The following is a 25926-nucleotide window of genomic DNA, read 5'->3' as shown; positions in this document are numbered from 1 at the left end:
AAGTCCTCAGGCCGCAGCGGCCATGTTGCGTGTCAGGCCTTGCAGAGTGCGGTTCAGGCGCACCTGCAGTTCGTTGCCGAAGCTGTAGTAACGCGCCGTGAGGGTCTGGCCACGGGCGGCAAAGCGGTTGTAGGCGATCACCGCCGGAATGGCCGCGAACAGGCCGATGGCGGTGGCGATCAGCGCTTCGGCAATACCCGGCGCGACGGTCGACAGCGTGGCCTGCTGCACCTGCGACAGGCCGATGAAGGAGTTCATGATCCCCCAGACGGTGCCGAACAGGCCGATATACGGGCTGACCGAGCCTACCGTGGCGAGAAACTGCAGGCCTTTTTCCAATTGCAGCTCTTGCTCGCTGATGGCGACCTGCAGCGAGCGCTCGACGCCGGAGAGCACCACATCAGGCTCGATGCCCGGCCGCTGCTTGAGCTGCATGTATTCGGCGTACCCCGCATGAAACACGTCCTCGATCCCGCCCGCATCGCCCTGCGCAGCGGATGCCTGGGCCTGCAGCGGCGCCAGGTCGGCGGCACTGCGAAAGCGTTGCTGGAAGGCATCCAGTGAGCGCTCGTAATGACGCAGCGCAAGGCTGCGCTGGATGATCAGGAACCAGCTGACCAGCGAGGCGAGCAGCAAAATCAGCATCACGGCCTTGACCAGCAGGCTGGCATCGCTGATCAGGCCCCAGATGGTCATGTGTTCGAGAGTGGCGTGCATTGGGGTAGTCCTCTGTAATGGAACGAATGATTAGCACCGCTTGATGACAAACGACTTACGGCAGCTTCAAGGTCTTCATGACCTCGGCCCACGGCACGAACTTGAAGTTCTGCGCCTGCTCGGGCATGCGCTTGCGTCCGTCCTGAACCACCAGCATGCCTTTGCTCCAGGGGCCGCCGAGGTTCATGGCGGTCACTTCGATGCCGTCGGTTTCCGAGGTGCCGTCGATCCCTGCCTTCGCGTTCAGGCCGACCCTAAATGCGCCGCGCAGTGCATAAGGCGGCTCGGCATCCACCACCACATAGCTGTCGTTGCCCTGGCTGGAAATCAGCAGATAGTCATGACCATCACTCTGGTACAGCGCCAGCCCCTCGACGTCGGCGTGCACCACTTCACCCACCTTGATCACACTGGACAGCGTCGCAGGCTGATCCGCCCGCGCATCGACTTCCCAGACGCCAACGTCTTCTTCACCGAGAAACAGGCGCTGACGCTGGTCATCGGCCACGCAGCCTTCCGGTTGGGTGTCGACCTTGAAGCGGCGCACCAGCTCGCCTTTGGCCTTGCCGTCCGGTGCACTGAGCCGGTACTGGAGAAAGCTGCCGTCCTTGCCATTGGCGAAGGCATACAGCTCGCCACTGGCCGGCTTGAACAGGCAGACGCCGTAGATTTCCGCCAATGGCGTGGCAATTTCCCCCGCCTCATGAAGCGTGCCGCTGGCCCGATCGATGCTGAACAGACTCAGGCTGTTGCGATCGCGATTACTCGCCACCGCCAGATCGACGTTCTTGCTACCCAGCATGAAACCGGGGCGCACATCGACATTGTTCAAACGCCCGACCGGCAGTTCCTGTAACTGCTTGCCGCTCAGGTCGTAGGCCAGCAGACCCTGCTTCTTGTTGGTGCCCAGCACCCGGCTGAGCGCCGGATTTTTCGGGTTGACCCAGATCGCCGGGTCATCGGCAGCGTCACCCTGACGCCCGACCGACTGGCTCTGACTGGCCGGCATGACACTCGGCAGCGGCGCAGCAACCGCGACCGGTTCAGGCGTCCAGTTCAGCGCCCCCTGATACAGATGCTCGCCGTCCTTGTCGTTGACCAGCACCTGCAAACCGCCCTTGTCCTGATGCACCGAGAGACCTTCGGGCTTCTTCAGGTTCATCAATGACAGATCGGCCACCGGCGTCCAGGCTGCCTGCTGTTCATCATCCTGCTGCTGATAGAGATGCAACGACTTGCCCTTCGGGTCCAGCGCCAGCAGACCGCCAGGCACCACGGCCATTGCCCCGGCGGCCTGTTTCAGCTCGCCAAACGGCTCGCGCAATGCCACCGGCTGCCGGGCGACATCAGCCTCGGGATGCGCTGGGTAGGCCCACCAGCCGATGTTCGCTTCATTGACGAACAACCTGTGCGCGGCATCGTCGACCTGACAAAACTCGGCATCGGGAGGCAGCGGCAGATTGCGCACCAGGCGCGGCTCGCCGTTGAGCCGGTTGTTCGCACCAATCAGCCATTGCTCGCCCTTGCCCTCTTCGCCCACCAGGAACACAAACAGGTTGCTGGCATCATCGCGGTACAGACACAGGCCGGCCACTGAATAGTCGCGTGTCGGCAGGTAGACCGGCTTCGACCAGTGCATCTTCGTCGGATCGAGCTGGGTCAGCAGTGCCTGTTGACGTGTGTTGTCCAGCGTCGCGACCAGGACGTTGTCGCCCGTTGAGCGACTGTCGAGCCCTTGAAATGAACCCGGCATTTTTGCCAGTTCGCGGCCCTGTTCATCCAGCAGCAACAGGCCGGCCTTGACGCTCGCGGCCAGACGCCGACTGCCGTCACTGTCCGGCAAGAAGGCGACAGACTGAGCCTTGAACGAGGCGTTTTCAGCCCAGCGCGTCAGGTTCAGGTCCATCGGCGACGCGGCCTGCGCAGCCCCGGCCGTCAGGCAAAGCAAGAGCGCCAGGCACACTGGCTTGGGTGATAGCGAAATCATCATGAACGGTTGAATCCTTTGAATGAGCGCTTCAGATCGATCAGAAATGGGTGAAGGTCAGGCCGACCTTGTAAGTCGGGCCGTACTCTTCGTACTGGCCGTTGTAGGCACGATGGCCGCTGTAGACGAAGTACGGCTGATCGGTGAGGTTCTGCGCCTCGAAGCTGACCTTGAGGTTCTTCGTCAGTGAGTAGCGCGCGCTGAAATCAACGAAAGTCTGCGCGTCCACGTACTGGTCATGGTCCTTGTCGCCGATCGCCGCCAGCTCGTAGAGGTAGGCCGACTTGTAGTTGGCGGACAGACGCAGACTGAGTTTGTCGTTCTCCCAGCCGAGCATGACGTTACCGACGGTTTTCGACTGGCTGGGCAGGTCGATATCGCGTTTGCGATTGGTGCCGGTGCTCTGGTCGAAACCGTTGATGCTGGCGTCGGAGCGGCTCAACGTGGCGTTGGCGCCCAGCAGCAGACCGTTCCATGGCGCAGGCAGCCAGTCGAGTTTCTGCGAGTAGGCCAGCTCCAGGCCATACAGCTTGGCCTTGTCGCCATTGGCAAAGGTGTTGGCTTCGGAGAAGTTCGCCCACTGTCCGGTGCCCGCCAGGTCAGTGTTGTAGACGAAATTCTGAATGTCCTTGTAGAACACGAACGCCGACACCGTGCCGGCGCGGCCCATGAAGTGTTCGATGCCCAGGTCGAGGTTGCTCGACTCCAGCGGCTTGAGATTCGGGTTACCGAAAGACGCTTCGTCATCGTCGATCACAAAACCCGGTGCGAGTTGCCCGAAGGTGGGACGTACCACGGTTTTGGTCCACGCGGCGCGCAGCTGGGTACTCTTGTCGATCTGATAACGGGCATGCAGGCCCGGCAGCCAGTGGTGATAGCGACGGTTGGTGGTACTGGACTCGAAAGCGCCATCACGCACACCGGTGCCCTTGGCGTCCATTTCAGTGCCTTCATAGCGCAGGCCGGCGATGAAGCGCCACTTGTCGACATCCAGGGTATTCATGAAGTAACCGGCGTTGATGTCTTCGTTGATCTTGAAGTCATTGGCCCGGCTTTCGGCCTCGTCGTAGGCATCGGCAGCGTTCAGGCCACCGATCAGCCCCTTGATTGCACCGGGGCTGATGCCGCTGCCAAAGTTACCCAGTCGGTAGTCGATGTTGCCTTTCTGGAACTGCGTCAGGTTGAGTTGCTGGTCGCTGAAACCCAGATCATCGAAATCCTCGTATTTCCATACTTCCAGGTCATTGCTCTTGTCGCGGCGGCTGACCTTGCCGCCAAACTTGAATTGCGAGGCGTAGCCCTTGAAATCGTAATCGCGGGCCAGGTCCAGACGCAGGTTCTTCTCGGTGTCCTTGGTGTACTGCTTTTCCCAGTCGACCTTGTCCAGGGTGAAGTTCGAGTTGTCGTAGAACGCGGAGCCGACAATAGGCCGCGGCTTGTCGCGGTCATAGAAACCGCTGTCGGCAAAATCATCGTTGCCGACGAACGTGGCGCCTGCGATATGGCCAGGGCTGTCCTCGCTGGATTCGCTGTAACCGGCCTGGCCGCTGAGGGTCCACAGACCAACCATGCGCTCGCCACCGAACACGTAGGACTGGATTTCCTGGGTTTCCGTACGCGCCTTGAGCTTGCGCGTGCCCTCGGCATCGCCTGTCTGCCCTGCGCTCTGCGCATCGGCAAACTCGAAACCGTTGGTGGTGCGGACCTCGTCGTCCTTGAAGCGGCTGTACAGGGTGCGCAGGTAATACTTGCTGACGTCATCGGGCCGGTAATCGAAGTTCAGCCCGCCACCGGCGCGCTCGCGACTGATGTCGTAGTCGCGCTGTTCGAAGGATTGCAGCCGCGCGCCATCCCAGTCACCGCCGGTTTCGACGTTGTCGGAGCCGAAGTCACGCTTCTGCCAGCTCAGCGCTGCCGCCACGCCGAAGTTGTCGATGCCGTCGCCGAGGCTGAAACGATTGCTTGCCGCGCCGGAAAACTTGGGGCTGGTCTGACGGGTGTTCTTGTCGTAGCTGGCCTCGCTGCTGCCGGTGTAGAACAGGCCCTTGTGGTCGAAGGCCGAGAGGCTCTCGACATCGATGGTGCCACCCAGCGAATTGGCGTCCATGTCCGGGGTCAGGGTCTTGATCACTGACAAGGACTGCACCAGTTCGGCGGGCAGAACATCCAGTGCCACGGCACGTCGATCACTTTCCGGGGCGGGCACCATGGTGCCGTTGATGGTCACGCTGTTCAGGTCGGGGGCCAGGCCACGAACGGTGACAAAGCGCCCCTCACCCTGATCGCGCTCGACGCTGACGCCCGGCAGGCGCTGCACTGCTTCGGCGACGTTCTGGTCCGGTAACTGCGCAACACCGTCGGCATGCACCACGCTCTTGATGCTGTCGGAGCTGCGTTGTTCCTTGAGCGCGTTGTCGATGCTCGCGGCCTGCCCGACCACTTGCACGTGCTCGGTGGTATCGGCTTCGGCGGCCTGCAAACGTTCGCTGCCGATTGCAAACGCCAGCGCGCTGAGTGTGAAACCGACCAGTTGGGCCCTGCTGCGACGCCTGTGCATGTAAGTCCTCCCCCATAAACCCGACAGACCAGGCAAATGGCCCGGCAACTGGAGGCGCAAGCTAGAGTCGTGCAGTGACGGTTCTGTGACAGGTAACGGGCTAAGGGACTGAAAACAGGGGGGTTGAGGGGAATGGGGCAAGTAAATGAGCTGATTTGACTTTCCGGCGGGGCTGGAGCTGTAGGTCTTACTAAGGCTCGGTGTGTCTGGCACATCGTATGCGCCGATTCTACTGTCGGTTCCCGACAGATCGCGAGCAAGCTCGCTCCCACGGCCGCTGGCCAGAATCAAACGCCGACATGCAGGTAACTCTGATGCGACACAACCTCATGCGTTAACCGCGACCGCTGCCAACGCAGTATTTCTCGAACGCGATGGCACTGACGACGCAGCGCTTTTCGATCGCGATGGCACTGACGACGCAGAGTGCGACGTTAGTGACGGCTGAGTCCTCGCGCTGATCCGGGGTGGCGTACACGTCAGATGCGAAGCAAAAACCTGCAACACACGTGAGCTGATTCGACCTTTCGCGGTCCGCGTTACCCGTCACCTAAGTGTCATGTGCATCTGTTCTGCTGGCCGATAATCAGCACCTCGGGAGCCGTCTGTTCATGTTCAGGATCATCCAACCTCATCGCTGGAAACTCGCCGTGCTGATGGTCGCCTCCAATCTCGGCCTGCTGGCGTTTCTGGCATTCGGCACCGTCAAACATGTCAGCGAATGGCAATGGCTGGACATCGTCGGTGAAGGTGGCTCTGCCCTGCTATCGCTGGTCTGGCTGTTTCTGGTGTTCAAGAGCAGACCGGCCGGCCGGGTAACCAATTACCTGTCGATCGGCCTGAGTTGCGTGTTCTTCTCGTGGTGGATCGACGCGCTCGACGAATTCATCCGCCTGCCCGCCGCGATCGAATGGGATCACTGGCTGGAATCCGGCCCGATGCCGGTCGGCCTGATCCTGCTGACCCTGGGCATCTACCACTGGCATCGCGAACAACTGGCGATCAGCGCACAAATGGAAAAACGCGAGCGCGGCTTCCGGGAACACCGGCTGTACGACAAACTCACCCCGCTGGGCAGCGCCGACTACCTGAAACGCCAACTGGTGGTCAGCCTGGAACAGAGTGTCTGCCAACAGCAGCCGCTGTCGCTGCTGGCGCTGGACGTGGATGGTTTCAGCGCGATCAACAATGCCTTCGGGCATGCCGAAGGCGACGAGGTGCTGTCGGCGCTCAGCCACTTGCTGGTACTCAATCTGCGCCGCCAGGACCTGCTCTGCCGTCTGGCTGGCGACCGCTTTGTGGTGTTATTGCCCAACACCGGAGAAAGCCAGGCGAAGCTCCTGGCGCTTGAGTTGCAGCAGGCGGTCGCCAGTCTGGCGCACAAGACCCGGCAACAGGGCGAACGCATTCACCTGTCGGCCAGCGTGGCGGTCGTCATGGCACTTAATGAAACGCCGGACAACCTGCTGCGCCGCCTCAATCTGTCGCTGGCCCGCGCCCGACGCCCTCTGACCTGCACTGCCTGAGCGCCTGCCATGACGCTTAAAAGTGACTGGTATGAAATCGACAGCCGCTTCATCCCCGGCCACTACCAGCCGGCGACGCTGATTGATCTGGCTTTGTCGCGCGGCATTGACAGCCATCGTCTGCTCAAAGGAACCGGGCTGTTCTACGAGGATATCGTTGCGGGCAAGACGCGCCTGAGTCCACAGCAGTTCTTCGTCCTGATCGGTAACGCGCAACGTCAGATGGAAGCCGACGACACCAGTTTCCTGTTCGGCCAGCGGCTGTTTCCCGGCCACTACGGCGCGGCCAGTCACGCGCTGCGGCATGCGCAAAATCTGCATCAGGCGCTGGAGATACTGATCCGCCAACAGGCGCTGCTCAGCCCGCTGCTGATACCGCGTCTGGAGCTGGACGAACAGTTCGCCTATCTCTACTGGCTGGACAGTTGTGGTGCAGACGAACAACAGCGCTTCCTGCTCGAAGCCGGCATGACCGCCCTGGTGGCGATGAGTCAGTCGCTGAGCGGCGAGCGTTTGCCGTGGGAATGCAGTTTCTGTCACGAAGAGCCACGCTACATCGAGCAGTACTGGGTTCATCTGGGCGAAAACACGGCATTTGGCCGCCCGCTGGACATGATGCGCCTGCCCAGGCATTACCTCACCCATGCCTGGCCTGGCGCCTCCCCCATCGCCGTGCAGGTCGCGCAACAGGAAGCCGACGGGCAACTCGCAGCGCTGGGCATGTCGTTCAGTCTGCTGGACCGCTTGCACCAGCACCTGCGTGAACATGTGCGACAGGCCACCAGCCTGGAACAGGTCGCTCACGCTTTCGCCATGAGTCCGGCCACGCTGAAGCGCAAGTTGCACAAGCACGGCACGCACTTTCAGGCGCAGCACGATCTGGCCCGCAAGCACGTCGCGTTGTACCTGTATCAGATCAAGGGGATGAGCAACGAAGCTGTGGCGGACTACCTGAACTTCAACGATCCGGCCAATTTCCGCCGCTCGTTCAAACGCTGGACTGGCAGCACACCGACCCTGATCCAGCGCCTGTTCAACTTCGAATGAGTCCGCCTCAGCGCTGCACGCACAGTTTGTAACCCAGGCCATGGGCGGTGTGCAGCAACGGCGTGTCGTGGCCGCCATCGAGTAACCGCCTGAGCACATGGATATTGCTGCGCAAGCTGCTGCTGTTCGGGGCATCACGGCCCCAAAGCGCCTCTTCCAGCTCGGCCCGCTTGACGATATGCGGGCTTTTGCGCATCAGCAGTTCCAATAGCTTCATGTTGGTCGGGTTGAGCTTCAAAGGCACCCCTTTGCGGGTGACCTCCAGGGTGTCCAGATCGAACTGCAGGTCGGCAACCACCATCGTCCGGTTGTCCTGGCGCTGCCGTCGGCTGACGATCGCTTCTACCCTGGCGAGCACTTCGGACATTGCAAACGGCTTGGTGATGTAGTCGTCGGCCCCCACCTTGAAACCGGTGAGCCGGTCATCCAGTTCATCGCGCGCGCTGAGCATCACAATCGCGACTTCCGACTTCGAATACTGACGCAGGCTGTGGCAGATCTGGTTGCCGTCGATGCCGGGCAGCATGATGTCGAGGATGATCGCATCGAAGCGTTTCGAGGCGGCCAGATGCAACCCGCTCAGGCCGTCCAGCGCCCCTTCTACCGCATGCCCCCTGAGCTCGAAGAACTCCAGCAGGTTGTCGTGGATATCACGATGGTCTTCAATAACCAGAATGTTCATTGCCGCGCCTTGTTATTTTTCTACCCGACCGACCGGGCATCTGCTGCCAATGCGTCTGCAGGCCGAGTGCCGAATGCATCAGGTTTGTTGACGGCCACTGCCCGGCTAATCGGCTGTTGCAACCTCGATCGGCCATAGAAGCACAAGGCAACCAGCAGCGTGCTCAGCCACACCACGATACCCGCCCAGAAGGTGTGCGACATGAAGTGCCAGCCTTGCAGCACCCGCGTGGTGCCGTAAATCATCCCGAGCAGGAGAATGACCGCCAGCAGGATTTTCGAGTGTTGCCAGCAATAGCGACGAGCCACGAAGTACAGGGCAAGCAGACTGAACGCGCTTGACGCATGACCGCCCGGCCAGCATCGCCCGGCGCCGGCCTCGTGGAGCAGGTTGAAGTTTCTGAACCACTCGATGTGCGCCTGGCTGCCACCGTACAGGGTGGTCTCGACAGGGCAGTAAACGCTGGTGTGGCTTTTCAGGTAATGGATCATGCCGGTGCTCAGCGCAAAGGCAACGATGACGAAAAAGAAGTCCAGCCGGTGCCTGCGCGCAAAGCGCAAACAGGTGCCCAGCCGAGAGCCCGTCAGCCGCCTCGCGAGGCGCGAATCATCATATTTTTCCAGCAACGGCCAGACAAAGGATAGCACCGCACCGATGATCGCCAGCTCCCCGGTCCAGTTCGGAAGGATCCGCGCCCATCTGTGCGTGATGTTCTCGAACAGATGGCTCTGGCCGATGGGGAACACCCCGGCCGTCGAATCAAAAAACAGGTCAGTCAGTTGCCGGTCGATCGTGGTCAGGTCGAAAGTAACGAAGACCAGTAGAGCGAAAAACACCGGTACACCCAGGTTTATGCCGTAGAACCGCAGTCTGGCACTGGAAGATGTCGTCAATTGAATTGCTCGCTGTTGAGGTTTGCCCATTGCCCGGCATTCAGGGAGCCGAGAATTTTCGGCGGGTGGTTGCCGTCTATTTGTACGAAAAACGCCTGGGCGTACTCACTGGAGCGCTCGCCGCCAGGTACGCCGGCCTTGCGTTCGAACTGGTCGATGCAGCCACTGTGAGTGACCAGTACCATGTTCTCGCCGCTGACCTTGTGGGCCTGCACAGCCTTCATGAAGCCGCTGTCACAGTCGTTGATCCAGTCCTCAGCGACCACCGCGTGTCCTGCCAGCAGTTGCGCAGTCTGTTGCGTGCGGGTCTTGGGGCTGGCGATCATGCGCGCGTGGTCCATGCCCATCTTCTGCAACCCGGCACCCACCGCCAGCGCGGTATCGCGGCCGTTGGAGGTAATGCCGTCGGCGTCGCTCATGCACGGGTTGCTCGAGCGGTCACAGCGTTCGGCGTGGCGAATCATCACCACCACATTGCCTTGTCGCCAGTGCTCGCCAAGGCCGGATACGCTCAGGTTTCTACCGACCCCCAGGTCCACTACATGCACGCCGGAGAACGCCGAGTAGAACCACGCGCAGATAGCCATCAGCACGACGGCAACGGACATCGATACGATGTGCCGATGCAATTTGTAGCGCTGACTGATGCCCGAACGGGGAAGTACATTCTTGTTGATTATCGTGTTGGTCAAGGGACCACTCCTGCCATGAACCTATGTGTGGCGTTGACCCAGGGAGTGCCCGAGGTCTTCGCCGCTCCCATGCAGGCAAGATAGGTTCAGCATCGTCCCGATGCAGTGAAGAAGATGTGAAAAACGTGTTGTGGCCCAGCGCCATGTTTTTCACGCGAGCGCTCTGGAATGGGGGTTTGCGGTTTTACGGGCATGAACATGAAGATAATTTAAGCGTTTTTGCCGAAAGTTCCGTGCTCATCAGGACGATTTTGAACTGGCCGACCGTCTGCTGCAGCGGCGCTGCAAAGGATTAGCCACTAAAACGCTTATCGTTTACCATGCCGCGCGTCGGTTTCCGAGAGGAACTAACAGGGAATTCGCGCGCCTTTTTCCACCAGGCGAAAAACGAAACTGCCCCCGCAACTGTAGGCACCGAGCCTGCTCCATGACTGCCACTGGATCGTGATCCGGGAAGGCCGGAGCCTGGCGATGACGTGTCAGTCAGGAGACCTGCCGACCCGATTCAACCAACTAACCGGCGGGGTGTCCGGGAAGGACATCCGCACGCGTCGGCATTTCCTGCCGTGCCCGGTTATCTTCCGGGGATGTGTTTCCTGATGTGCATTGCGCCCTGGCACCTGCTCCAAAGGAGACCGCATTTCATGTCGTTGCCCCGCCTCGCCGCACTCGCTGCCAGCCTGACGCTGTCCACCCTGGCCCTCGCTGCCCCTACTCAGTACCCGCTGCCCCTTGAAAACTGTGGCGCGACCCTGACCTTCACGCATGCGCCAACCAAGGCTGTAACCATTGGCCAGGCCGGCACCGAAATGCTTTACGAGCTGGGTCTGGGTGACAGACTGGTCGGCACTTCGCTGTGGTTCAACAACGTATTGCCACGCTTCAAGGCGCAGAACGACAAGGTCGAACGCCTGGCCGACAACGAGCCCAGTTTCGAAGCAGTGATCGGCAAGCGACCGGAACTGGTGGCCGTGCAGCTGGAGTGGATGGTCGGCAAACAGGGCGTGGTCGGCACCCGCGAGCAGTTCCATGACCTGAAGATACCCACCTACATCCTGCCGTCCGACTGCGAAGGCAAGGACAATCTGGTCGGCGCCGATGGCACACGCCTGGAGCCATTCCGCATCGAGACCATCTACAAGAGCATCGAGCAACTGGCGCAGATTTTCGATGTGCAGGATCGCGGCGACGCGCTGGTCACCGACCTCAAGGGCCGCCTGAGCGCAGCGATTGCCAACGTCAGGCAGAACAAGGCCAACGACGTCTCGGCGCTGTTCTGGTTCTCCAGCTCTGACCTTGCCAGCGACCCTTTCGTGGCAGGCCGCAAAGGCATTCCAGACTTCATGCTCAACAGCCTGGGCATGCGCAATATTGTCCAGTCCGACGAAGAGTGGCCAACCGTGGGCTGGGAAACCATCGCCAAGGCCAACCCGAGCATTCTGGTCATCGCGCGCATGGATCGCCGCCGTTTCCCGGCCGACGATTACCTGAAAAAAATCGAATTCCTCAAGACCGATCCGGTGACCCGCAACATGGACGCAGTCAAGCATGACCGGATCGTGATCATCGACGCCGAGGGCATGCAGGCCGGCCTGCGTCTGTTCACCGGGTTCGAGGAACTGGCTGACGCCGCCAACCGTTTCAACGCTGCCAAATGAGATTGCCGATAGCGTTGGTTCATGTGCTCTGGGTTTCGGCGGTGCTGGTGCTGGCGATCATGATCGGGGCCGCGATCGGCGAAACCTCGATCAGCCTGCAGGTGGTTTTTCAGGTGCTGGCCAACAAACTCTGGGCCGCCGGCTATGTGCTCGACCCTATCGACGAAGGCATCGTCTGGAACTACCGGCTGACCCGCGCCATTGTCGCAGCGGCCTGCGGGGCCGGGCTGGCGATCTGTGGCGTGGTGTTGCAGTCGCTATTGCGCAACCCGCTGGCAGACCCGTATCTGCTGGGGATCTCCGCAGGGGCCTCGACCGGCGCAGTACTGGTCGCCATTCTGGGCTTCGGTGCAGGTGCGATCTCGATGTCGGCGGGCGCTTTTGTCGGGGCCGTGGCGGCATTTTCGCTGGTCGCCCTGCTGGCGCACTCTTCACGCGGCACGACGGCAGCCGGGCAGATCATTCTGGCCGGGATCGCCGGTTCGCAACTGTTCAATGCTCTGACCTCGTTTCTGATCACCAAATCGGCAAGCTCCGAGCAGGCACGCGGCATCATGTTCTGGCTGCTGGGTAACCTCAGTGGCGTGCGCTGGCACTCGGTCTGGCTGGCTGTGCCGACGGTGCTGGTCGGTCTGCTGGTGTGCCTCTGGCACCGGCGAGCGCTGGACGCGTTCACCTTCGGCAGCGACTCGGCGGCATCACTGGGGATCGCGGTACGGCGCGTGCAGATCATCTTGATCGCTACCGCCGCGCTGGTCACCGCAGTGATGGTCTCGATTGTCGGCTCCATCGGTTTCGTCGGGCTGGTGATCCCGCACGCGGTGCGCATGCTGGTCGGTGTCCGGCACGCACGGCTGGTGCCGCTGAGTGCCTTGAGCGGCGCACTGTTCCTGATCGCTGCCGATATCCTTTCGCGCACACTGATCAAGGGCCAGGCGCTGCCGATCGGGGTGATTACCGCACTGATCGGCGCACCGGTCTTCGCTTTGATTCTTATCCGGGGCAACAGCACGCGATGAATGCCTTACCTCATCCGCTCAGTGCACCGGTGCTCGGTTGTTCCGGTCTGGGTTATTCGGTTCGTGGCGCGGCGCTGCTGCGCGATGTCGACCTGAGCATTGCCGCGGGTGAAACCCTGGCCGTGGTCGGCCCCAACGGCTCGGGTAAATCCACCCTGCTCAAGCTGTTGGCCGGTATTCAGAAGCCGGTCAGCGGCTCGGTCAGCCTGGGCGGGCAAGCACTTGAGTCCTTGAGCCGCAGGGACGTGGCGCGCCTGCTGGCGGTGGTCGAGCAGCAGGCTGAAACCAGCGACGCCGTGACCGTACTGGACGCCGTCGAACTGGGCCGCACGCCCTGGCTGTCGGCACTCCAGCCGTGGAGTGCAGAGGACGATGCGATCGTTCGCCAGGCGTTGCAGGATGTGGACATGCTGCACCTGCAAAAACGCGCCTGGCACACCTTGTCCGGTGGCGAGCGGCAGCGCGTTCACATCGCCCGGGCGCTGGCGCAACGGCCGCAGATCCTTCTGCTGGACGAACCGACCAATCATCTGGACATCCAGCATCAACTGACCATCCTCGGCCTGGTCAGAGCCTTGCCGGTGACCACCGTAATTGCCCTGCACGATCTGAATCAGGCGCTGGACTGCGACCGTGTGGCGGTCATGGAAAAGGGTCGGCTGGTCGCGCTGGGTGCGCCGCTCGAGGTGCTGACCCCGGAACGTCTGCTGAGCACCTTCGGCGTCGTGGCGCACTGGCTGACCGACCCCAGTGACGGGGCGAAGATTCTGCGCCTGCGCTCGCGCTGAAACCGCGCCGATGGTCAGTCCGGCACCTGCTGCAATCTGCAACAGGTGCACCGCGCGGTCTGTGGCACTACAATGCGCGCTTTGCCCGCAGCCGGATCCCGTTGCCATGTCGTTACCCAAGCACCACCTGGAATTGCTCAGCCCTGCACGGGATGTGACCATCGCCCGTGAAGCCATCCTGCATGGTGCCGATGCGGTGTATATCGGCGGGCCGAGCTTTGGTGCGCGGCACAACGCCTGTAACGAGGTCAGTGACATTGCCGAGCTGGTCAAATTCGCGCACCGCTATCACGCGCGGATCTTCACCACCATCAACACGATCCTCCATGACGACGAACTGGAGCCTGCGCGAAAGCTGATTCACCAGCTCTACGACGCCGGCGTGGACGCACTGATCGTGCAGGACCTCGGGGTGATGGAGATGGACATTCCGCCCATCGAGCTGCACGCCAGTACGCAAACCGATATTCGCACCCTGAGCCGGGCGAAGTTTCTCGATCAGGCCGGTTTCTCGCAACTGGTGCTGGCCCGCGAACTGAATCTGCAGGAAATCCGCGCAATCGCCGACGAAACCGACGCGGCCATCGAATTCTTCATCCACGGCGCACTGTGCGTGGCGTTCTCCGGGCAGTGCAATATTTCCCACGCGCAAAACGGCCGCAGCGCCAACCGTGGTGACTGCTCACAAGCCTGCCGCCTGCCGTACACCCTCAAGGACGATCAGGGTCGCGTTGTGGCCTTTGAAAAGCATCTGTTGTCGATGAAAGACAACAACCAGAGCGCCAACCTGCGTGCTCTGGTGGACGCCGGCGTGCGCTCGTTCAAGATCGAGGGGCGCTACAAGGATGCGGGCTACGTAAAAAACATCACCGCTTATTATCGCCAGCGTCTGGACGAGATTCTCGAAGACCGCACCGACCTGGCACGTGCGTCCAGCGGCCGTACCGCGCACTTTTTCGTGCCGGACCCGGAAAAGACCTTTCATCGCGGCAGCACCGATTATTTCGTCAGCGACCGCAAGATCGACATCGGCGCGTTCGACACGCCGACCTTCACCGGTCTGGCGGTGGGCGCCGTTGAAAAGCTTGGCAAACGCGACCTGATCGCCGTGACCCATGAGCCGCTGTCCAACGGCGATGGCCTCAATGTGCAGATCAAGCGTGAAGTGGTGGGCTTCCGCGCCAACATCGCCGAGCTCAAGGGCGAGTTCGAAGAAGACGGCCAGAAACGCTGGCGCTATCGCGTGGAGCCCAACGAGATGCCCGCGGCCCTTTCCGGCCTACGCCCCAATCATCCGCTGAACCGCAACCTGGACCACAACTGGCAACAAGCGCTGCTCAAGACCTCGGCCGAGCGTCGTATCGGCGTTCAGTGGCAGGTCACGCTGCGCGAAGATCATTTGAGCCTGAAAGCCACCAGCGAAGAAGGCGTGAGCGTCACCGTCGGCCTCGATGGGCCATTCGGCACGGCCAACAAGCCCGAGCAGGCGCTGGATCAGCTGCGTGACCTGCTCACCCAACTGGGCACCACGATCTATCATGCTCAGGACGTCAGGCTTGACGCGCCACAGGCGTTCTTCGTACCCAACTCGCAGCTCAAGACCCTGCGCCGCGACGCCATCGAGGCGCTGACCGAAGCCCGTATCAAGGCTCATCCGCGTGGTGGCCGCAAGGCCGAAACCGCCCCGCCACCGGTGTACCCGGAGTCGCACTTGTCTTTTCTGGCCAACGTCTACAACCATAAGGCTCGCGACTTCTATCATCGCCACGGCGTGCAGTTGATCGACGCGGCCTACGAGGCCCACGAAGAGACCGGCGAAGTGCCGGTGATGATCACCAAGCATTGCCTGCGCTTCTCGTTCAACCTGTGCCCGAAACAGGCTAAAGGTGTGACGGGCGTGCGCACCAAGGTCGCGCCGATGCAACTGGTGCACGGTGATGAAGTGCTGACCCTCAAGTTCGATTGCAAGCCTTGCGAAATGCACGTGATCGGCAAGATGAAAGGTCACATTCTCGACTTGCCGCTCCCCGGCAGCGCGGCGGCCAAATCGGTGGTCGGCCACATCACGCCGGAAGACCTGCTCAAGACTGCGCGCCAGCGTTCTCCGCACTGATCGGTACAAGGGGTTGGCGCCCTGCCAGCCCCTTTCTGTCTTCTGATAAAGGCCTCTTAAAGAACGCGCTCCATATGAGTGGTGTTCCACACCGGATCGCTCTCCACACCGGTTACAGCAAAGCCCTGTTTCTCCCAGAAACGGATCGCGCCGGGCAGAAACGGATGGGTATGCAGGTACAAAACCTCTATGCCACCTGCCTCGGCATGGGCCCAGAGCGCCTGACACAAGCGGCTGGCCAGCCCGTCGCCACGAAACTCCGGCGTGACGAACAGACGTACGATCTCGACGGTTTTGCGCCCGCGGTAATCGAACTGCGGGAAACGATGATCGTATGGCAGATAGCCCACAGCTGCGATGATCTGCCCTTCACTGCGGGCGATCAGAAACTTGCCGTCCTCACCGTTCAGATACACCTGCTCGAAACCGGCCAGATCGGGCGGAACGGTGACGGTGTCGAGCAAGGGGAAGATCCCGGCGCGCGCAAGCATGACGAAATCGACAGTGTGCGGAATCTCGGAGGGGTGCACTTCAGTGATAGTGATGTTCATGAGCACGGACTTATTGGGGGAATTGCAGGGTGATACAAATGTTACGCCAGACTTGGGCTTCTGGACGCACGGCTTAACTATAGAGCAGGCGGCGCGGCGCAGAATTGTGACGCGGAGCGTCACGACAGGCATTCCCACCCGGAGCGCTCAGCGTTATACGCAAGTCCGCTTTTGATTCTGGCCGAAGGCCGTGGGAGCGAACTTGTTCGCGAAAGCGCCGGTACAGTCTGAGGAAATGCGTCGTCTTGCCCGCCGTCTTCGCGAACAATGCAGATCGCCGCCCCGGTCGCTCCTACGCCCAGCGGGCAGAATCAATGACAGACCGCAGGCACGCCGTTATCGTGCCCACGCTCCGCGTACGGCGCACAGCTTTACAGCGCAGCCTCCTTTGTGCGCACCAATGCAAGGCAGGAAAAATCATGCGCCAGACGCCTTCGTAAACGCTGCGCAGCTTTGCAGGCGTTGCCAATTCGGGCTTGAAGCGCTGCCGGCGCAAGCTGGCACAACCTCTGCATAATTCTCAACAACCCCACCATGAATGTGGTCGGGCCGCCCCGGTTGATCGACGTGGATCGCCAGTCTCGCAAAGACCAGAGGGCTACTCGGGTGCTTCCGGCAACGTGGCTCGATGACACCCCCGAATACCCAATAAGACAACAGGCAAAGGCGCCTGGAACCGAACGGTTCCGGGCGCTTTTTTTTTGCTTTGAAAAACCTGATTGGCCTCGGCCGGGACTCGCTATGAACACCACAGTCTTCCCCCCCAACGATGTAAAAACCCTGATCGTCGTCGGTAATGGCATGGTCGGGCATCATTGCGTCGAGCAGTTGATCGCAGGCGGCGCACTCGATCGTTATCGCATCCACGTCTTTGGCGAAGAAACACAGCGCGCCTACGACCGCGTGCACCTGTCCGAATACTTCACGGGCCGCGACGCCGAATCGCTGGCCATGAGTGAGATGTCTGTCTACGAACAACCCGGCCTGACGCTGCACCTCGGCGTACCGGTGCTGGAGATCGATCGTGATCGTCACGAAATCATCACCGCCGAGGGCTGCTTCGGTTACGACAAACTGATCCTGGCCACAGGCTCCTACCCGTTCGTACCGCCTATCGAAGGCGCCCGGGGCAATTCCCGGCTGGTCTATCGCACACTGGAGGACCTGGACAGCATTCGCTATGCCGCGACTAAAGCCCGCCGGGGCGTCGTGGTCGGCGGCGGTTTGCTGGGGCTGGAAGCGGCCAATGCGCTTAAATCGCTGGGGCTGGAAGCCCATGTCGTCGAGTTCGCGCCGCGTCTGATGCCGGTGCAACTGGATGAGCTCGGTGGCGCTGCGTTGAAAGCGCGTATCGAAGCGCTGGGCGTCGGCGTGCATTTGTCCCGCGCCACGCAGTCGATCAGCGACGGCAAGCAGTACCGCTATCGCATGAACTTTGCCAATGACGAGTTTCTCGAAACCGACCTGATCGTGTTCTCCGCAGGTATTCGTCCGCAAGACGCCCTGGCCCGTCAGTGTGAACTGGCGCTCGGCCCACGCGGCGGCATCGCAATCGACGAGCATTGCCGCACCAGCGACGCCGATATCTATGCCATCGGCGAATGCGCAGCCTGGAACGGCAGTGTGTTCGGCCTGGTTGCGCCCGGTTATCAAATGGCCCGCGGCGTGGCAGCGCAGCTGTGCGAACAGGATACTGACGCGTTCTTCGGCGCCGACATGTCCACCAAGCTCAAACTGCTGGGCGTGGATGTCGGCTCCATCGGTGATGCGCACGGTGCGCTGGCCGGGGCCGTCAGTTATCGCTTCATTGACGAAGCCACCGCCAGCTACCGTCGCCTGGTGGTGTCGGCCGATGGCAAGCAGGTACTCGGCGCGGTGCTGGTCGGCGATAACAGCTATTACGACACGCTGCTGCAGTACGCGCAGAACGGCATCCCGCTGCCGGCCGACCCATCGAGCCTGATTCTGCCGCGTGGCGAAGGCGCGCCGACGCTGGGCGCCGATGCCCTGCCCGCCACAGCGACCATCTGCTCCTGCCATAACGTCAGCAAAGGCGCCGTGTGCTCGGCTATCGACAATGGCTGCACCGATCTGGCCGCAATCAAGTTCTGCACCAAGGCGGCCACCGGCTGCGGCGGTTGCACCGCACTGCTCAAACAGGTATTCGAGCATGAACTGATGGCTCGCGGCGTGGCGGTCGACAAAAGCCTCTGCGAACACTTTGCTTATACCCGCCAGGAGTTGTACTCGATGGTCCGCGTCGAAGGCATCGAGACCTTTGATGAGCTGCTGACTCGCCATGGCAAAGGCGCGCATGGCTGCGACATCTGCAAGCCCGCAGTCGGCTCGATCCTGGCGTCGTGCTGGAACCGCCCTATCACCGAGCCTTCGCTGGTGCCACTGCAGGACACCAACGACACCTTCATGGCCAACATGCAGAAAAACGGCACCTACTCGGTGGTGCCACGTATTCCGGGTGGTGAAATTACCCCGGACGGCCTGATTGCGATTGGCGCGGTGGCGAAAAAATACGACTTGTACACCAAGATCACCGGCGGCCAGCGCATCGACCTGTTCGGCGCACAGCTGCACGAGTTGCCGGATATCTGGAGCGAGCTGATCGAGGCAGGCTTCGAGACCGGCCATGCCTACGGCAAGTCGACCCGTACGGTTAAATCCTGCGTCGGCAGCACTTGGTGCCGCTACGGCGTGCAGGACAGCGTCGCCATGGCGCTGCGCATTGAGGACCGTTACAAGGGCCTGCGCTCACCGCACAAGCTCAAGTTCGCCGTGTCCGGCTGCACCCGCGAATGCGCCGAAGCGCAGAGCAAGGACGTCGGCGTGATTGCCACCGAGAACGGCTGGAACCTGTACCTGTGCGGTAACGGCGGTATGCGTCCGCGTCACGCCGAGTTGTTCGCCACCGACCTGGATGACGAAACCCTGATTCGTTACATCGACCGCTTTCTGATGCTCTACATCCGCACCGCCGACAAGCTGCAACGTACCTCGGTCTGGCGTGAAACGCTGGAAGGCGGCCTCGATTATCTCAAGGCGGTCATCATCGACGACAGCCTGGGCCTGGCCGCAGAGCTGGAGTCGCAAATGCAACTGGTGGTCGACCGCTACGAATGCGAATGGGCCAACGCCCTCAAGGACCCGGAAAAACTCAAGCGCTTCCGCACCTTCGTCAACGACGGGCGTGCTGACCCTGACGTGCAGTTCGTCAAGGAACGCGCTCAGCGTCGTCCGGCAAAACCCGAAGAGCTGGCCCTTATCCCGTTGTTCAAGGAGGTGGTGTGATGAACGTGTCTCAGACGATACTCGCTGGCGAAAACGCGCCCACGGCAGCGCAGCCTCATTGGCAAACCCTGTGCGGACGCGCGGATCTGGTCGCCAATTCAGGCGTCGTGGCGTGGCTGGACGGCGCGCAGGTCGCGCTGTTCTACCTGCCCGAAACCGCGCAGGGCGAGCAGCTTTTTGCTATCGACAACCGCGACCCCAAATCGGGGGCCAACGTGATCGGTCGTGGTCTGATCGGGCAGATCGCGGGCGAGCTGGTCATCGCCTCACCGCTGTACAAGCAGCACTTTCGCCTGCACGACGGCAGTTGCATCGAATACCCGGAACAGCGGCTCGACGTCTGGCCGGTAAGGCTCAAGGGTGATCAGGTAGAGATTGCCGTTTAATCGACAATGCCGGTCGCAGACAACCTGGTCGCTGTCGGACCAGGTTGCTGCGGGGCATTTCTTGCAGCTTATTGAAGCTCGGAGACCAACGACTTGTTGAAGCCCTGCGGGTCTTCCATCTGCGGGGCATGGCCCTTGCCCTTGAACTCCACCAGCCTGGCGCCCGGGATCATCTGCGCCACCTGCTTGCCCAGTACCTTGTAATTGCCGATCTTCGCCTTGACCTCAGGCGGCGCGATATCGCTGCCGATGGCAGTGGTATCGGCGTCGCCAATCATCAGCACCGTCGGCACCTGCAACCTGGGAAACTCGTAGAACACCGGCTGGGTGAAAATCATGTCGTAGATCAACGCCGAGTTCCATGCCACGATCTTGTGCCCCGGCCCTTTGTTCAGACCGGCCAGCATGTCGACCCACTTGTCATACTCAGGCTTCCAGCGGCCATCGTAGTAAGTCTTCTGCTCGTAGGCGCGAATGCCTTCGGCGGTGGTCTTCAGTTCCCGTTCATACCACTGGTCGACGCTGCGGTAAGGCACGCCGAGTGCTTTCCAGTCCTCGAGGCCGATAGGGTTTACCATCACCAGCTTCTCGGTCTGTTTCGGGTACATCAACGCGTAACGCGTAGCGAGCATGCCGCCCGTGGAGTGACCGATCACAGAGGCCTTGTCGATACCCAGCTTTTCCAGCAGCGCATGGGTATTCATCGACAACTGCTGGAAGCTGTACTGATAGTGCTCCGGCTTGGTCGAGGTGCAGAAACCGATCTGATCAGGTGCGACAACGCGATAGCCCGCGGCACTCAGTCCCTTGATGGTGTCTTCCCAGGTCGCAGCGCAAAAATTCTTGCCATGCAGCAGCACTGCAGTGCGGCCATTCGCCTTGCCGCTGGGCGCGACGTCCATGTAACCCATTTCCAGTGTCTGGCCCTGGGACTGGAAACTGAATTTGTGCAGCGCATGGGGGTACGTGAAACCTTCCAGTTGCTGGCCATAACCGGGCGTCTCAGCCAGTGCTGCGCCTGACAGCGTCAACGACATCAACATGCCGGCAATCTTTGCAGCCCGCATAAGGGGGCACCTCCTGTAGCTAGGGTTCGGGAATCTGCGGCGGTTTTTACGTTAAACCGCAGGCCCGCCAGTAGACCCTGTTTCCCCCTACAGATTCGCCCTTTTCCTGCCTGAAGAACCGTAAGCAGACGTTTCATCATGCCGAGGCAAAATGCTGGACGCCTTCTGTGCGGACTGCCTAGACTTGGCCGTCCAGGTCTGATGCCAAGGAACAGCAATGAATCGAAATGAACTGCGCAAGGCCGACATCAACCTGATGGTGGTATTCGAAACATTGATGCAGGAGCGTAACGTCACCCGTGCAGCCGAAAAACTGTTTCTCGGCCAACCCACGATAAGCGCTGCCTTGAATCGCCTGCGCAGTCTGCTCAACGACCCGCTGTTCATCCGCGTCGGCCATCGTATGGAACCCACCGCACGCGCTCACGAGATTCTCAAGCACCTGACGCCCGCGCTGGACGCCATGTCCACGGCGCTCAGCCTGACCACCGACTTCGATCCGTCGGTCAGCAAGATGACCTTTCGCATCGGCCTGACCGATGACGTCGAATTCGGCCTGTTACCGGCGATGCTCAAGGCCATCCGCGAAGAAGCGCCCGGCGTGGTGATCGTGGTCAAGCATGTCGACTACCTGAATATTTCCGAGGTGCTGATGTCCGGCGACATCACCGTCGGCGTCTGCCTGACCCGTGAACTGCCGGCCAACGCCAAGCGCAAGACCCTGCGTAACGTGCAGCCGAGGCTGGTGCGCGCCGACAAGCCTGCCAGCCCCATGAGCCTGGACGAATACTGCTCGCGCCCGCACGTCGTGGTGTCGCACGTCGCGAGTGTCAGTAGTTTCGCCGATGAGTGGCTGACCGCGCTGGGGCGCAAGCGTCAGGTGGTGTTGTCGGTGCCGCAGTTCGCCACCCTGCCCGCTTTGATGGCCGGCACCGACATGATTTCGGGGCTGTCCGACTATGCGGCAAAGGCAATGAGCGCCTTGGGTTTGCTGTATGACGAGCCACTGCCCTTCCCCACACCGGGGCTGGACCTTTCGATGACGTGGCTGAGTGTGATGGACAGCGACCCTGCCGAGCGTTGGCTGCGCAGCAGGATCGAGGAGTTCATGGGCGAGCGCCAGGAAGCGCCCGCCCTGGCCGGATGATCAGCCGAAACGACCGGTGATGTAATCTTCGGTCTGGGTCTTGGAGGGCTTGGTGAAGATGGTATCGGTGTCGCCGTGCTCGATCAGTTCACCCATGAACATGAAGGCGGTGTAGTCGGAGCAACGCGCCGCCTGCTGCATGTTGTGGGTCACGATGATCACGGTGAACTGCTCTTTAAGCTCGGTGATCAGCTGTTCGATACGACCAGTCGAGATCGGATCGAGCGCGGAGGTCGGCTCGTCGAGCAGCAGGACCTGAGGACGCAGCGCGATGGTGCGGGCGATGCACAGACGCTGCTGCTGACCACCGGACAGGCCGGTCGCGCTCTGCTTGAGCTTGTCCTTGACCTCGTCCCATAAAGCCGCGCCACGCAGGGCCTGCTCGACGCGATCTTCCATTTCCCGACGCGACAGTTTTTCGTGGTGCTTGATGGCGTAGGAAATGTTGTCGTAAATCGACATCGGGAACGGCACAGGCTTCTGGAACACCATGCCTACATGACTGCGCAGGCGGTTCATCGAATAGCCTGGCGCCAGGATGTTCTCACCATTGAGCAGCACTTCACCGCGCGCTTCCTGCTTCGGGTACATCGCGTAGATGCGGTTGAAGACGCGCAGCAGGGTCGACTTACCGCAACCCGACGGGCCGATGATCGCAGTGATGCGCTTCTCGGGGATGGTCATGTCGATGGACTTCAACGACTTCTGGTTGTTGTAGAAAAACTCCAGACCGCGTACTTGGATCTTGGTTTTTTCGTTGGCCAGGGAAAGGTTGTTCATCAGGACGCCCTATTGCGCAGAAGAATTAAGCGAGACAGCAGACTCAGTATCAGTACGAACAACGTCATGACCAGCGCACCGGCCCATGCCAGGGAGTGCCAGTCATCGAACGGGCTCATGGCGTACTGGAAAACCACCACCGGAACACTGGCGATTGGTTTGAGCAGATCGCTGCTCCAGAACTGGTTGCCGAAAGCGGTGAACAGCAGCGGCGCGGTTTCGCCGGTGATGCGTGCCAATGCGAGCAATACGCCGGTTACCACACCAGCCTTGGCCGCGCGAAGGACGATTTGCAGGGTCAGCTTCCATTGCGGTACACCCAGCGCCAGCGCAGCTTCACGCATGGTCGAGGGTTGCAGTTGCATCATTTCGTCAGTGGTACGCACCACCACCGGGATCACCAGCAATGCAAGGGCCAGCGCACCGGCAATCGCCGAAAAGCCCACCTGATGGCCTGTCACCGCGTTGAGTGGCAGTACCACGACGGTGTAGACGAACAGGCCGAGCACGATGGACGGTGCCGATAGCAGGATGTCGTTGATGAAGCGAACCGTGTTGCCCAGTTTGGTGTAACGGGCAAACTCGGCCAGCCAGATGCCGGCCATCAGGCCGATCGGCGTACCGATCAGCAGGCCGATGCCGGACATCAGCACGCTGCCGTAGAACGCGTTGGCCAGGCCACCCTCGGTACCAGGCGGCGGAGTCATGCCGGTAAACAGTTGCAGGTTGAGCGCGTCGATGCCCTTGATGATGGTGGTCAGCAAAATCCACACCAGCCACAGCAGGCCGAAGGCAGTGGCACCACAGCTGAGCACCATCGCAATCTTGTTCTTGAAACTGCGAACCCGATACAGGTGCTCGCTGCCGGTCACATCCTTACTCATAACCCCTCCTTACGCGAAAGGCGCGACAGCATCAGGCGTGCAAGGGCCAGCACGATGAAGGTGACGACGAACAACAGGAAGCCAAGGGCAATCAGTGCCGAACGGTGCAAGTCGGTGTAGGCCTCGTTGAACTCGTTGGCGATCACCGAAGCGATCGAACTGCTCGGCATCATCAGCGAAGCCGAGAACTGATGCGCGTTGCCCAGTACGAAGGTTACCGCCATGGTTTCGCCGAGCGCGCGTCCCAGCCCCAGGAACACACCGCCGACCACGGCCGAACGGGTGTAAGGCAGCACGATGTCCCAGACCACTTCCCAGGTTGTACCGCCCAGTGCATAGGCCGACTCTTTGAGGGCCACGGGCACGGTGCGGAAGACTTCCTGCATCACCGAGGTAATGAACGGCGTGATCATGATCGCCAGCACGATACCGGCAGTCAGCATGCCGATACCCAGCGGCGGCCCTTGGAACATCGGACCGATCAGCGGCAGTGCGCCAAGGTTTTCGGTGATCCACGGCGACAGGTGTTCAGCCATGAACGGGCCGAAGACAAACAGCCCCCACATGCCGTAGATGATCGAAGGGATACCGGCCAACAGCTCGATGGCCGAGGCGATCGGCATGCGCAACCACGGCGGCGCTACTTCGGTAAGAAAGATTGCAATGCCGAAACTCACCGGTACGGCGATCAGCAAAGCCAGAAAAGAGGTAACCAGGGTGCCGTAGATTGGAACCAGGGCGCCGAACTTGCCGGCGTTCACGTCCCACTCGGTGCTGGTCAGAAAGCCAAACCCGAAAGTCTGGAATGCCAGACTGCCGCCCCACAGGGTCGACAAGGCAATACAACCCAGCAAAGCAAGCACCAGCATCGCTGCAGCCTGCAATGAACGCTTGAACCACAGGTCATGACGATGATCCCGTTTGGCGCGCTTCTCGCCCTCGGACTCACCAGCGGAGACGTTAGCGGACAGGTATTGGGTGTTTTCAGTCATGTTGAGGCCACTCGCAAGGAAAAGCCCCTGTCACCGAGCCGATATCGCGGCTGATGACAGGGGTGGTACGGGTTGAATCACTTACTTGGTGAATTCCGTTTTCCAGTAGCTTTCCACGCGATCAACCAGCGATTTCGGCAATGCTACATATTCCAGTTTCTCGGCCTGCTTCTGGCCGTTTTCCAGGGACCATTTGAAGAAGTCAAAAGCAGCCGTGCTTTTCTCTTCGTTCTTGGCTTTCTTGTACATGATGATCCAGGTGGTCGCGGTGATCGGCCATGCATCCTTACCCGGCGCGTTGGTCATGATCAGGTTGAAGTCTTTGGCGCTTGCCCAGTCGGCAGTGTCAGCGGCAGCAGCAAATGCCTTGGCATCAGGCTTGATGAATTCACCGGCGGCGTTTTTCAGCTGGGTGTAGGACAGCTTGTTGGTGGTCGCGTAGGAGTACTCGACGTAGCCGATCGAACCCTTGATCTGCTTCACGTAGGCCGAAACACCTTCGTTACCCTTGCCGCCCACGCCTGCTGGCCATTGTACGGTCGAACCGAACTTCAGCTCAGTGTTCCACTCCGGGCTGACTTTGCTCAGGTAGTTGGTGAAGTTGTACGTGGTGCCCGAACCGTCCGAACGGTGAACGACGGTGATCGCAGTCTCAGGCAGTTTGACGCCCGAGTTCAGCGCGACGATTTCAGGGTCGTTCCACTTCTTGATCTTCCCCATGAAGATCTTGGCGAGGGTTGGACCGTCCAGCTTCAGTGCGCCGCTTTCGATGCCTTCGACGTTGACGATCGGCACGATACCGCCGATCACGCTTGGGAACTGGCCCAGGCCGCCGGCCTGCAGGTCTTCTGCAGACATCGGGGCGTCGGATGCACCGAAGTCAACGGTCGCCGCCTTGATCTGGGCAATACCACCACCCGAACCGATGGACTGATAGTTGATACGGTTATCCTTGCTCTTGCTGTAGTCCTGGGACCACGCCGAAATAACCGGGTAGACGAAACTCGAACCAGCGCCTGTTACATCAGTCGCGTGAGCCACACCGCTAAGGCACAGCGATGCGATCAGAAGCGACAAGCGTTTTTTAGTCAGCAGAATCACGGTAATACCTCAGTCCAGGAGATTGTGTGGTGGTCC

The 25926-nt window shown here is 60.7% G+C and carries 21 protein-coding genes and 1 riboswitch; of the genes, 9 read left to right on the top strand and 12 right to left on the bottom strand.

What is annotated here, in order from left to right; translation table 11 throughout:
• Nucleotides 1–6: 6 nt before the first annotated feature.
• Genes tolQ through LIX91_RS05345 form a run of 3 tightly spaced genes read right to left on the bottom strand, consistent with a single transcriptional unit; the run spans nt 7 to nt 5261 of the window.
• A complete protein-coding gene (tolQ, locus tag LIX91_RS05355) occupies nt 7–717 on the bottom strand; it encodes a protein TolQ (RefSeq protein ID WP_226488076.1) in 711 nt (236 codons plus the stop codon).
• Between the two features lie 55 nt (nt 718–772).
• On the bottom strand, nt 773–2707 hold the full coding sequence (locus tag LIX91_RS05350; protein WP_226488075.1) for a phytase: 1935 nt from the start codon (nt 2705–2707) through the stop codon (nt 773–775).
• A 37-nt stretch (nt 2708–2744) separates the two neighbouring features.
• On the bottom strand, nt 2745–5261 hold the full coding sequence (locus tag LIX91_RS05345) for a TonB-dependent receptor (protein ID WP_226488074.1): 2517 nt from the start codon (nt 5259–5261) through the stop codon (nt 2745–2747).
• A gap of 611 nt (nt 5262–5872) precedes the next feature.
• On the opposite strand from LIX91_RS05345, the gene LIX91_RS05340 reads away from it, so the two are divergent.
• Together LIX91_RS05340 and LIX91_RS05335 are read left to right on the top strand one after the other, a co-directional pair.
• Nucleotides 5873–6787 carry a GGDEF domain-containing protein gene (locus LIX91_RS05340; RefSeq protein WP_100072922.1) on the top strand — a complete coding sequence of 305 codons (915 nt, stop codon included), beginning with the start codon at nt 5873–5875 and terminating at the stop codon, nt 6785–6787.
• A 9-nt stretch (nt 6788–6796) separates the two neighbouring features.
• Nucleotides 6797–7834, top strand: coding sequence for an AraC family transcriptional regulator (locus tag LIX91_RS05335; protein WP_003417501.1), 1038 nt, complete (start codon nt 6797–6799; stop codon nt 7832–7834).
• A 7-nt stretch (nt 7835–7841) separates the two neighbouring features.
• Here LIX91_RS05335 and LIX91_RS05330 read toward each other — a convergent pair whose 3' ends face one another.
• The 3 genes from LIX91_RS05330 to LIX91_RS05320 are packed head-to-tail and all read right to left on the bottom strand — an operon-like array spanning nt 7842 to nt 10101.
• Nucleotides 7842–8516 (bottom strand): response regulator transcription factor, encoded by a 675-nt coding sequence (locus LIX91_RS05330; protein WP_003417503.1) that lies wholly within the window; start codon nt 8514–8516, stop codon nt 7842–7844.
• 20 nt (nt 8517–8536) lie between these two features.
• A complete protein-coding gene (locus LIX91_RS05325) occupies nt 8537–9439 on the bottom strand; it encodes a phosphatase PAP2 family protein (protein ID WP_226488073.1) in 903 nt (300 codons plus the stop codon).
• The gene (locus tag LIX91_RS05320; RefSeq protein WP_226488072.1) at nt 9406–10101 is read right to left on the bottom strand and encodes a histidine phosphatase family protein; all 696 of its coding nucleotides are present in this window, start codon (nt 10099–10101) and stop codon (nt 9406–9408) included. The genes LIX91_RS05325 and LIX91_RS05320 overlap by 34 nt, the downstream gene beginning before the upstream one ends.
• Nucleotides 10102–10415: 314 nt before the next feature.
• A riboswitch (cobalamin riboswitch) is annotated at nt 10416–10616 on the top strand.
• A 129-nt stretch (nt 10617–10745) separates the two neighbouring features.
• On the opposite strand from LIX91_RS05320, the gene LIX91_RS05315 reads away from it, so the two are divergent.
• From LIX91_RS05315 to LIX91_RS05300, 4 genes are all read left to right on the top strand, one after another.
• Nucleotides 10746–11759, top strand: coding sequence for an ABC transporter substrate-binding protein (locus LIX91_RS05315; protein ID WP_226488071.1), 1014 nt, complete (start codon nt 10746–10748; stop codon nt 11757–11759).
• Nucleotides 11756–12778 carry a FecCD family ABC transporter permease gene (locus tag LIX91_RS05310; protein ID WP_004417354.1) on the top strand — a complete coding sequence of 341 codons (1023 nt, stop codon included), beginning with the start codon at nt 11756–11758 and terminating at the stop codon, nt 12776–12778. Before LIX91_RS05315 ends, LIX91_RS05310 begins: the two co-directional genes overlap by 4 nt.
• Complete coding sequence (locus LIX91_RS05305; RefSeq protein ID WP_226488070.1) at nt 12775–13566, top strand: ABC transporter ATP-binding protein; 792 nt, start codon at nt 12775–12777, stop codon at nt 13564–13566. The genes LIX91_RS05310 and LIX91_RS05305 overlap by 4 nt, the downstream gene beginning before the upstream one ends.
• A gap of 106 nt (nt 13567–13672) precedes the next feature.
• Entirely contained in the window at nt 13673–15679 is a 2007-nt protein-coding gene (locus LIX91_RS05300; protein WP_226488069.1) for a peptidase U32 family protein, read from the top strand.
• 56 nt (nt 15680–15735) lie between these two features.
• On the opposite strand, the gene LIX91_RS05295 is transcribed toward LIX91_RS05300, so the two are convergent.
• Nucleotides 15736–16230, bottom strand: coding sequence for a GNAT family N-acetyltransferase (locus LIX91_RS05295; RefSeq protein WP_226488068.1), 495 nt, complete (start codon nt 16228–16230; stop codon nt 15736–15738).
• A 741-nt stretch (nt 16231–16971) separates the two neighbouring features.
• Here LIX91_RS05295 and nirB point away from each other — a divergent pair.
• Nucleotides 16972–19533 (top strand): nitrite reductase large subunit NirB, encoded by a 2562-nt coding sequence (gene nirB, locus LIX91_RS05290; protein ID WP_226488067.1) that lies wholly within the window; start codon nt 16972–16974, stop codon nt 19531–19533.
• Entirely contained in the window at nt 19533–19919 is a 387-nt protein-coding gene (gene nirD, locus LIX91_RS05285; RefSeq protein WP_003411481.1) for a nitrite reductase small subunit NirD, read from the top strand. The genes nirB and nirD overlap by 1 nt, the downstream gene beginning before the upstream one ends.
• A 68-nt stretch (nt 19920–19987) precedes the next feature.
• On the opposite strand, the gene LIX91_RS05280 is transcribed toward nirD, so the two are convergent.
• On the bottom strand, nt 19988–20986 hold the full coding sequence (locus tag LIX91_RS05280) for an alpha/beta fold hydrolase (RefSeq protein WP_226488066.1): 999 nt from the start codon (nt 20984–20986) through the stop codon (nt 19988–19990).
• 217 nt (nt 20987–21203) lie between these two features.
• Here LIX91_RS05280 and LIX91_RS05275 point away from each other — a divergent pair, with 217 nt between their 5' ends.
• Complete coding sequence (locus tag LIX91_RS05275; RefSeq protein WP_003411485.1) at nt 21204–22133, top strand: LysR family transcriptional regulator; 930 nt, start codon at nt 21204–21206, stop codon at nt 22131–22133.
• Here LIX91_RS05275 and pstB read toward each other — a convergent pair whose 3' ends face one another.
• The 4 genes from pstB to pstS form a co-directional block, all read right to left on the bottom strand.
• Nucleotides 22134–22913 carry a phosphate ABC transporter ATP-binding protein PstB gene (pstB, locus tag LIX91_RS05270; protein ID WP_002553918.1) on the bottom strand — a complete coding sequence of 260 codons (780 nt, stop codon included), beginning with the start codon at nt 22911–22913 and terminating at the stop codon, nt 22134–22136.
• Complete coding sequence (pstA, locus tag LIX91_RS05265; RefSeq protein ID WP_003396464.1) at nt 22913–23797, bottom strand: phosphate ABC transporter permease PstA; 885 nt, start codon at nt 23795–23797, stop codon at nt 22913–22915. The genes pstB and pstA overlap by 1 nt, the downstream gene beginning before the upstream one ends.
• Nucleotides 23794–24789, bottom strand: coding sequence for a phosphate ABC transporter permease subunit PstC (gene pstC, locus LIX91_RS05260; RefSeq protein WP_003371940.1), 996 nt, complete (start codon nt 24787–24789; stop codon nt 23794–23796). Before pstC ends, pstA begins: the two co-directional genes overlap by 4 nt.
• A gap of 81 nt (nt 24790–24870) precedes the next feature.
• A complete protein-coding gene (gene pstS, locus LIX91_RS05255; RefSeq protein WP_003411488.1) occupies nt 24871–25890 on the bottom strand; it encodes a phosphate ABC transporter substrate-binding protein PstS in 1020 nt (339 codons plus the stop codon).
• Nucleotides 25891–25926: the final 36 nt, after the last annotated feature.

This window comes from Pseudomonas sp. B20, assembly GCF_020515755.1.
In the GTDB taxonomy this organism is placed as follows: Bacteria; Pseudomonadota; Gammaproteobacteria; order Pseudomonadales; family Pseudomonadaceae; genus Aquipseudomonas; species Aquipseudomonas syringae.
This window is presented reverse-complemented; position numbering and strand designations above follow the sequence as displayed.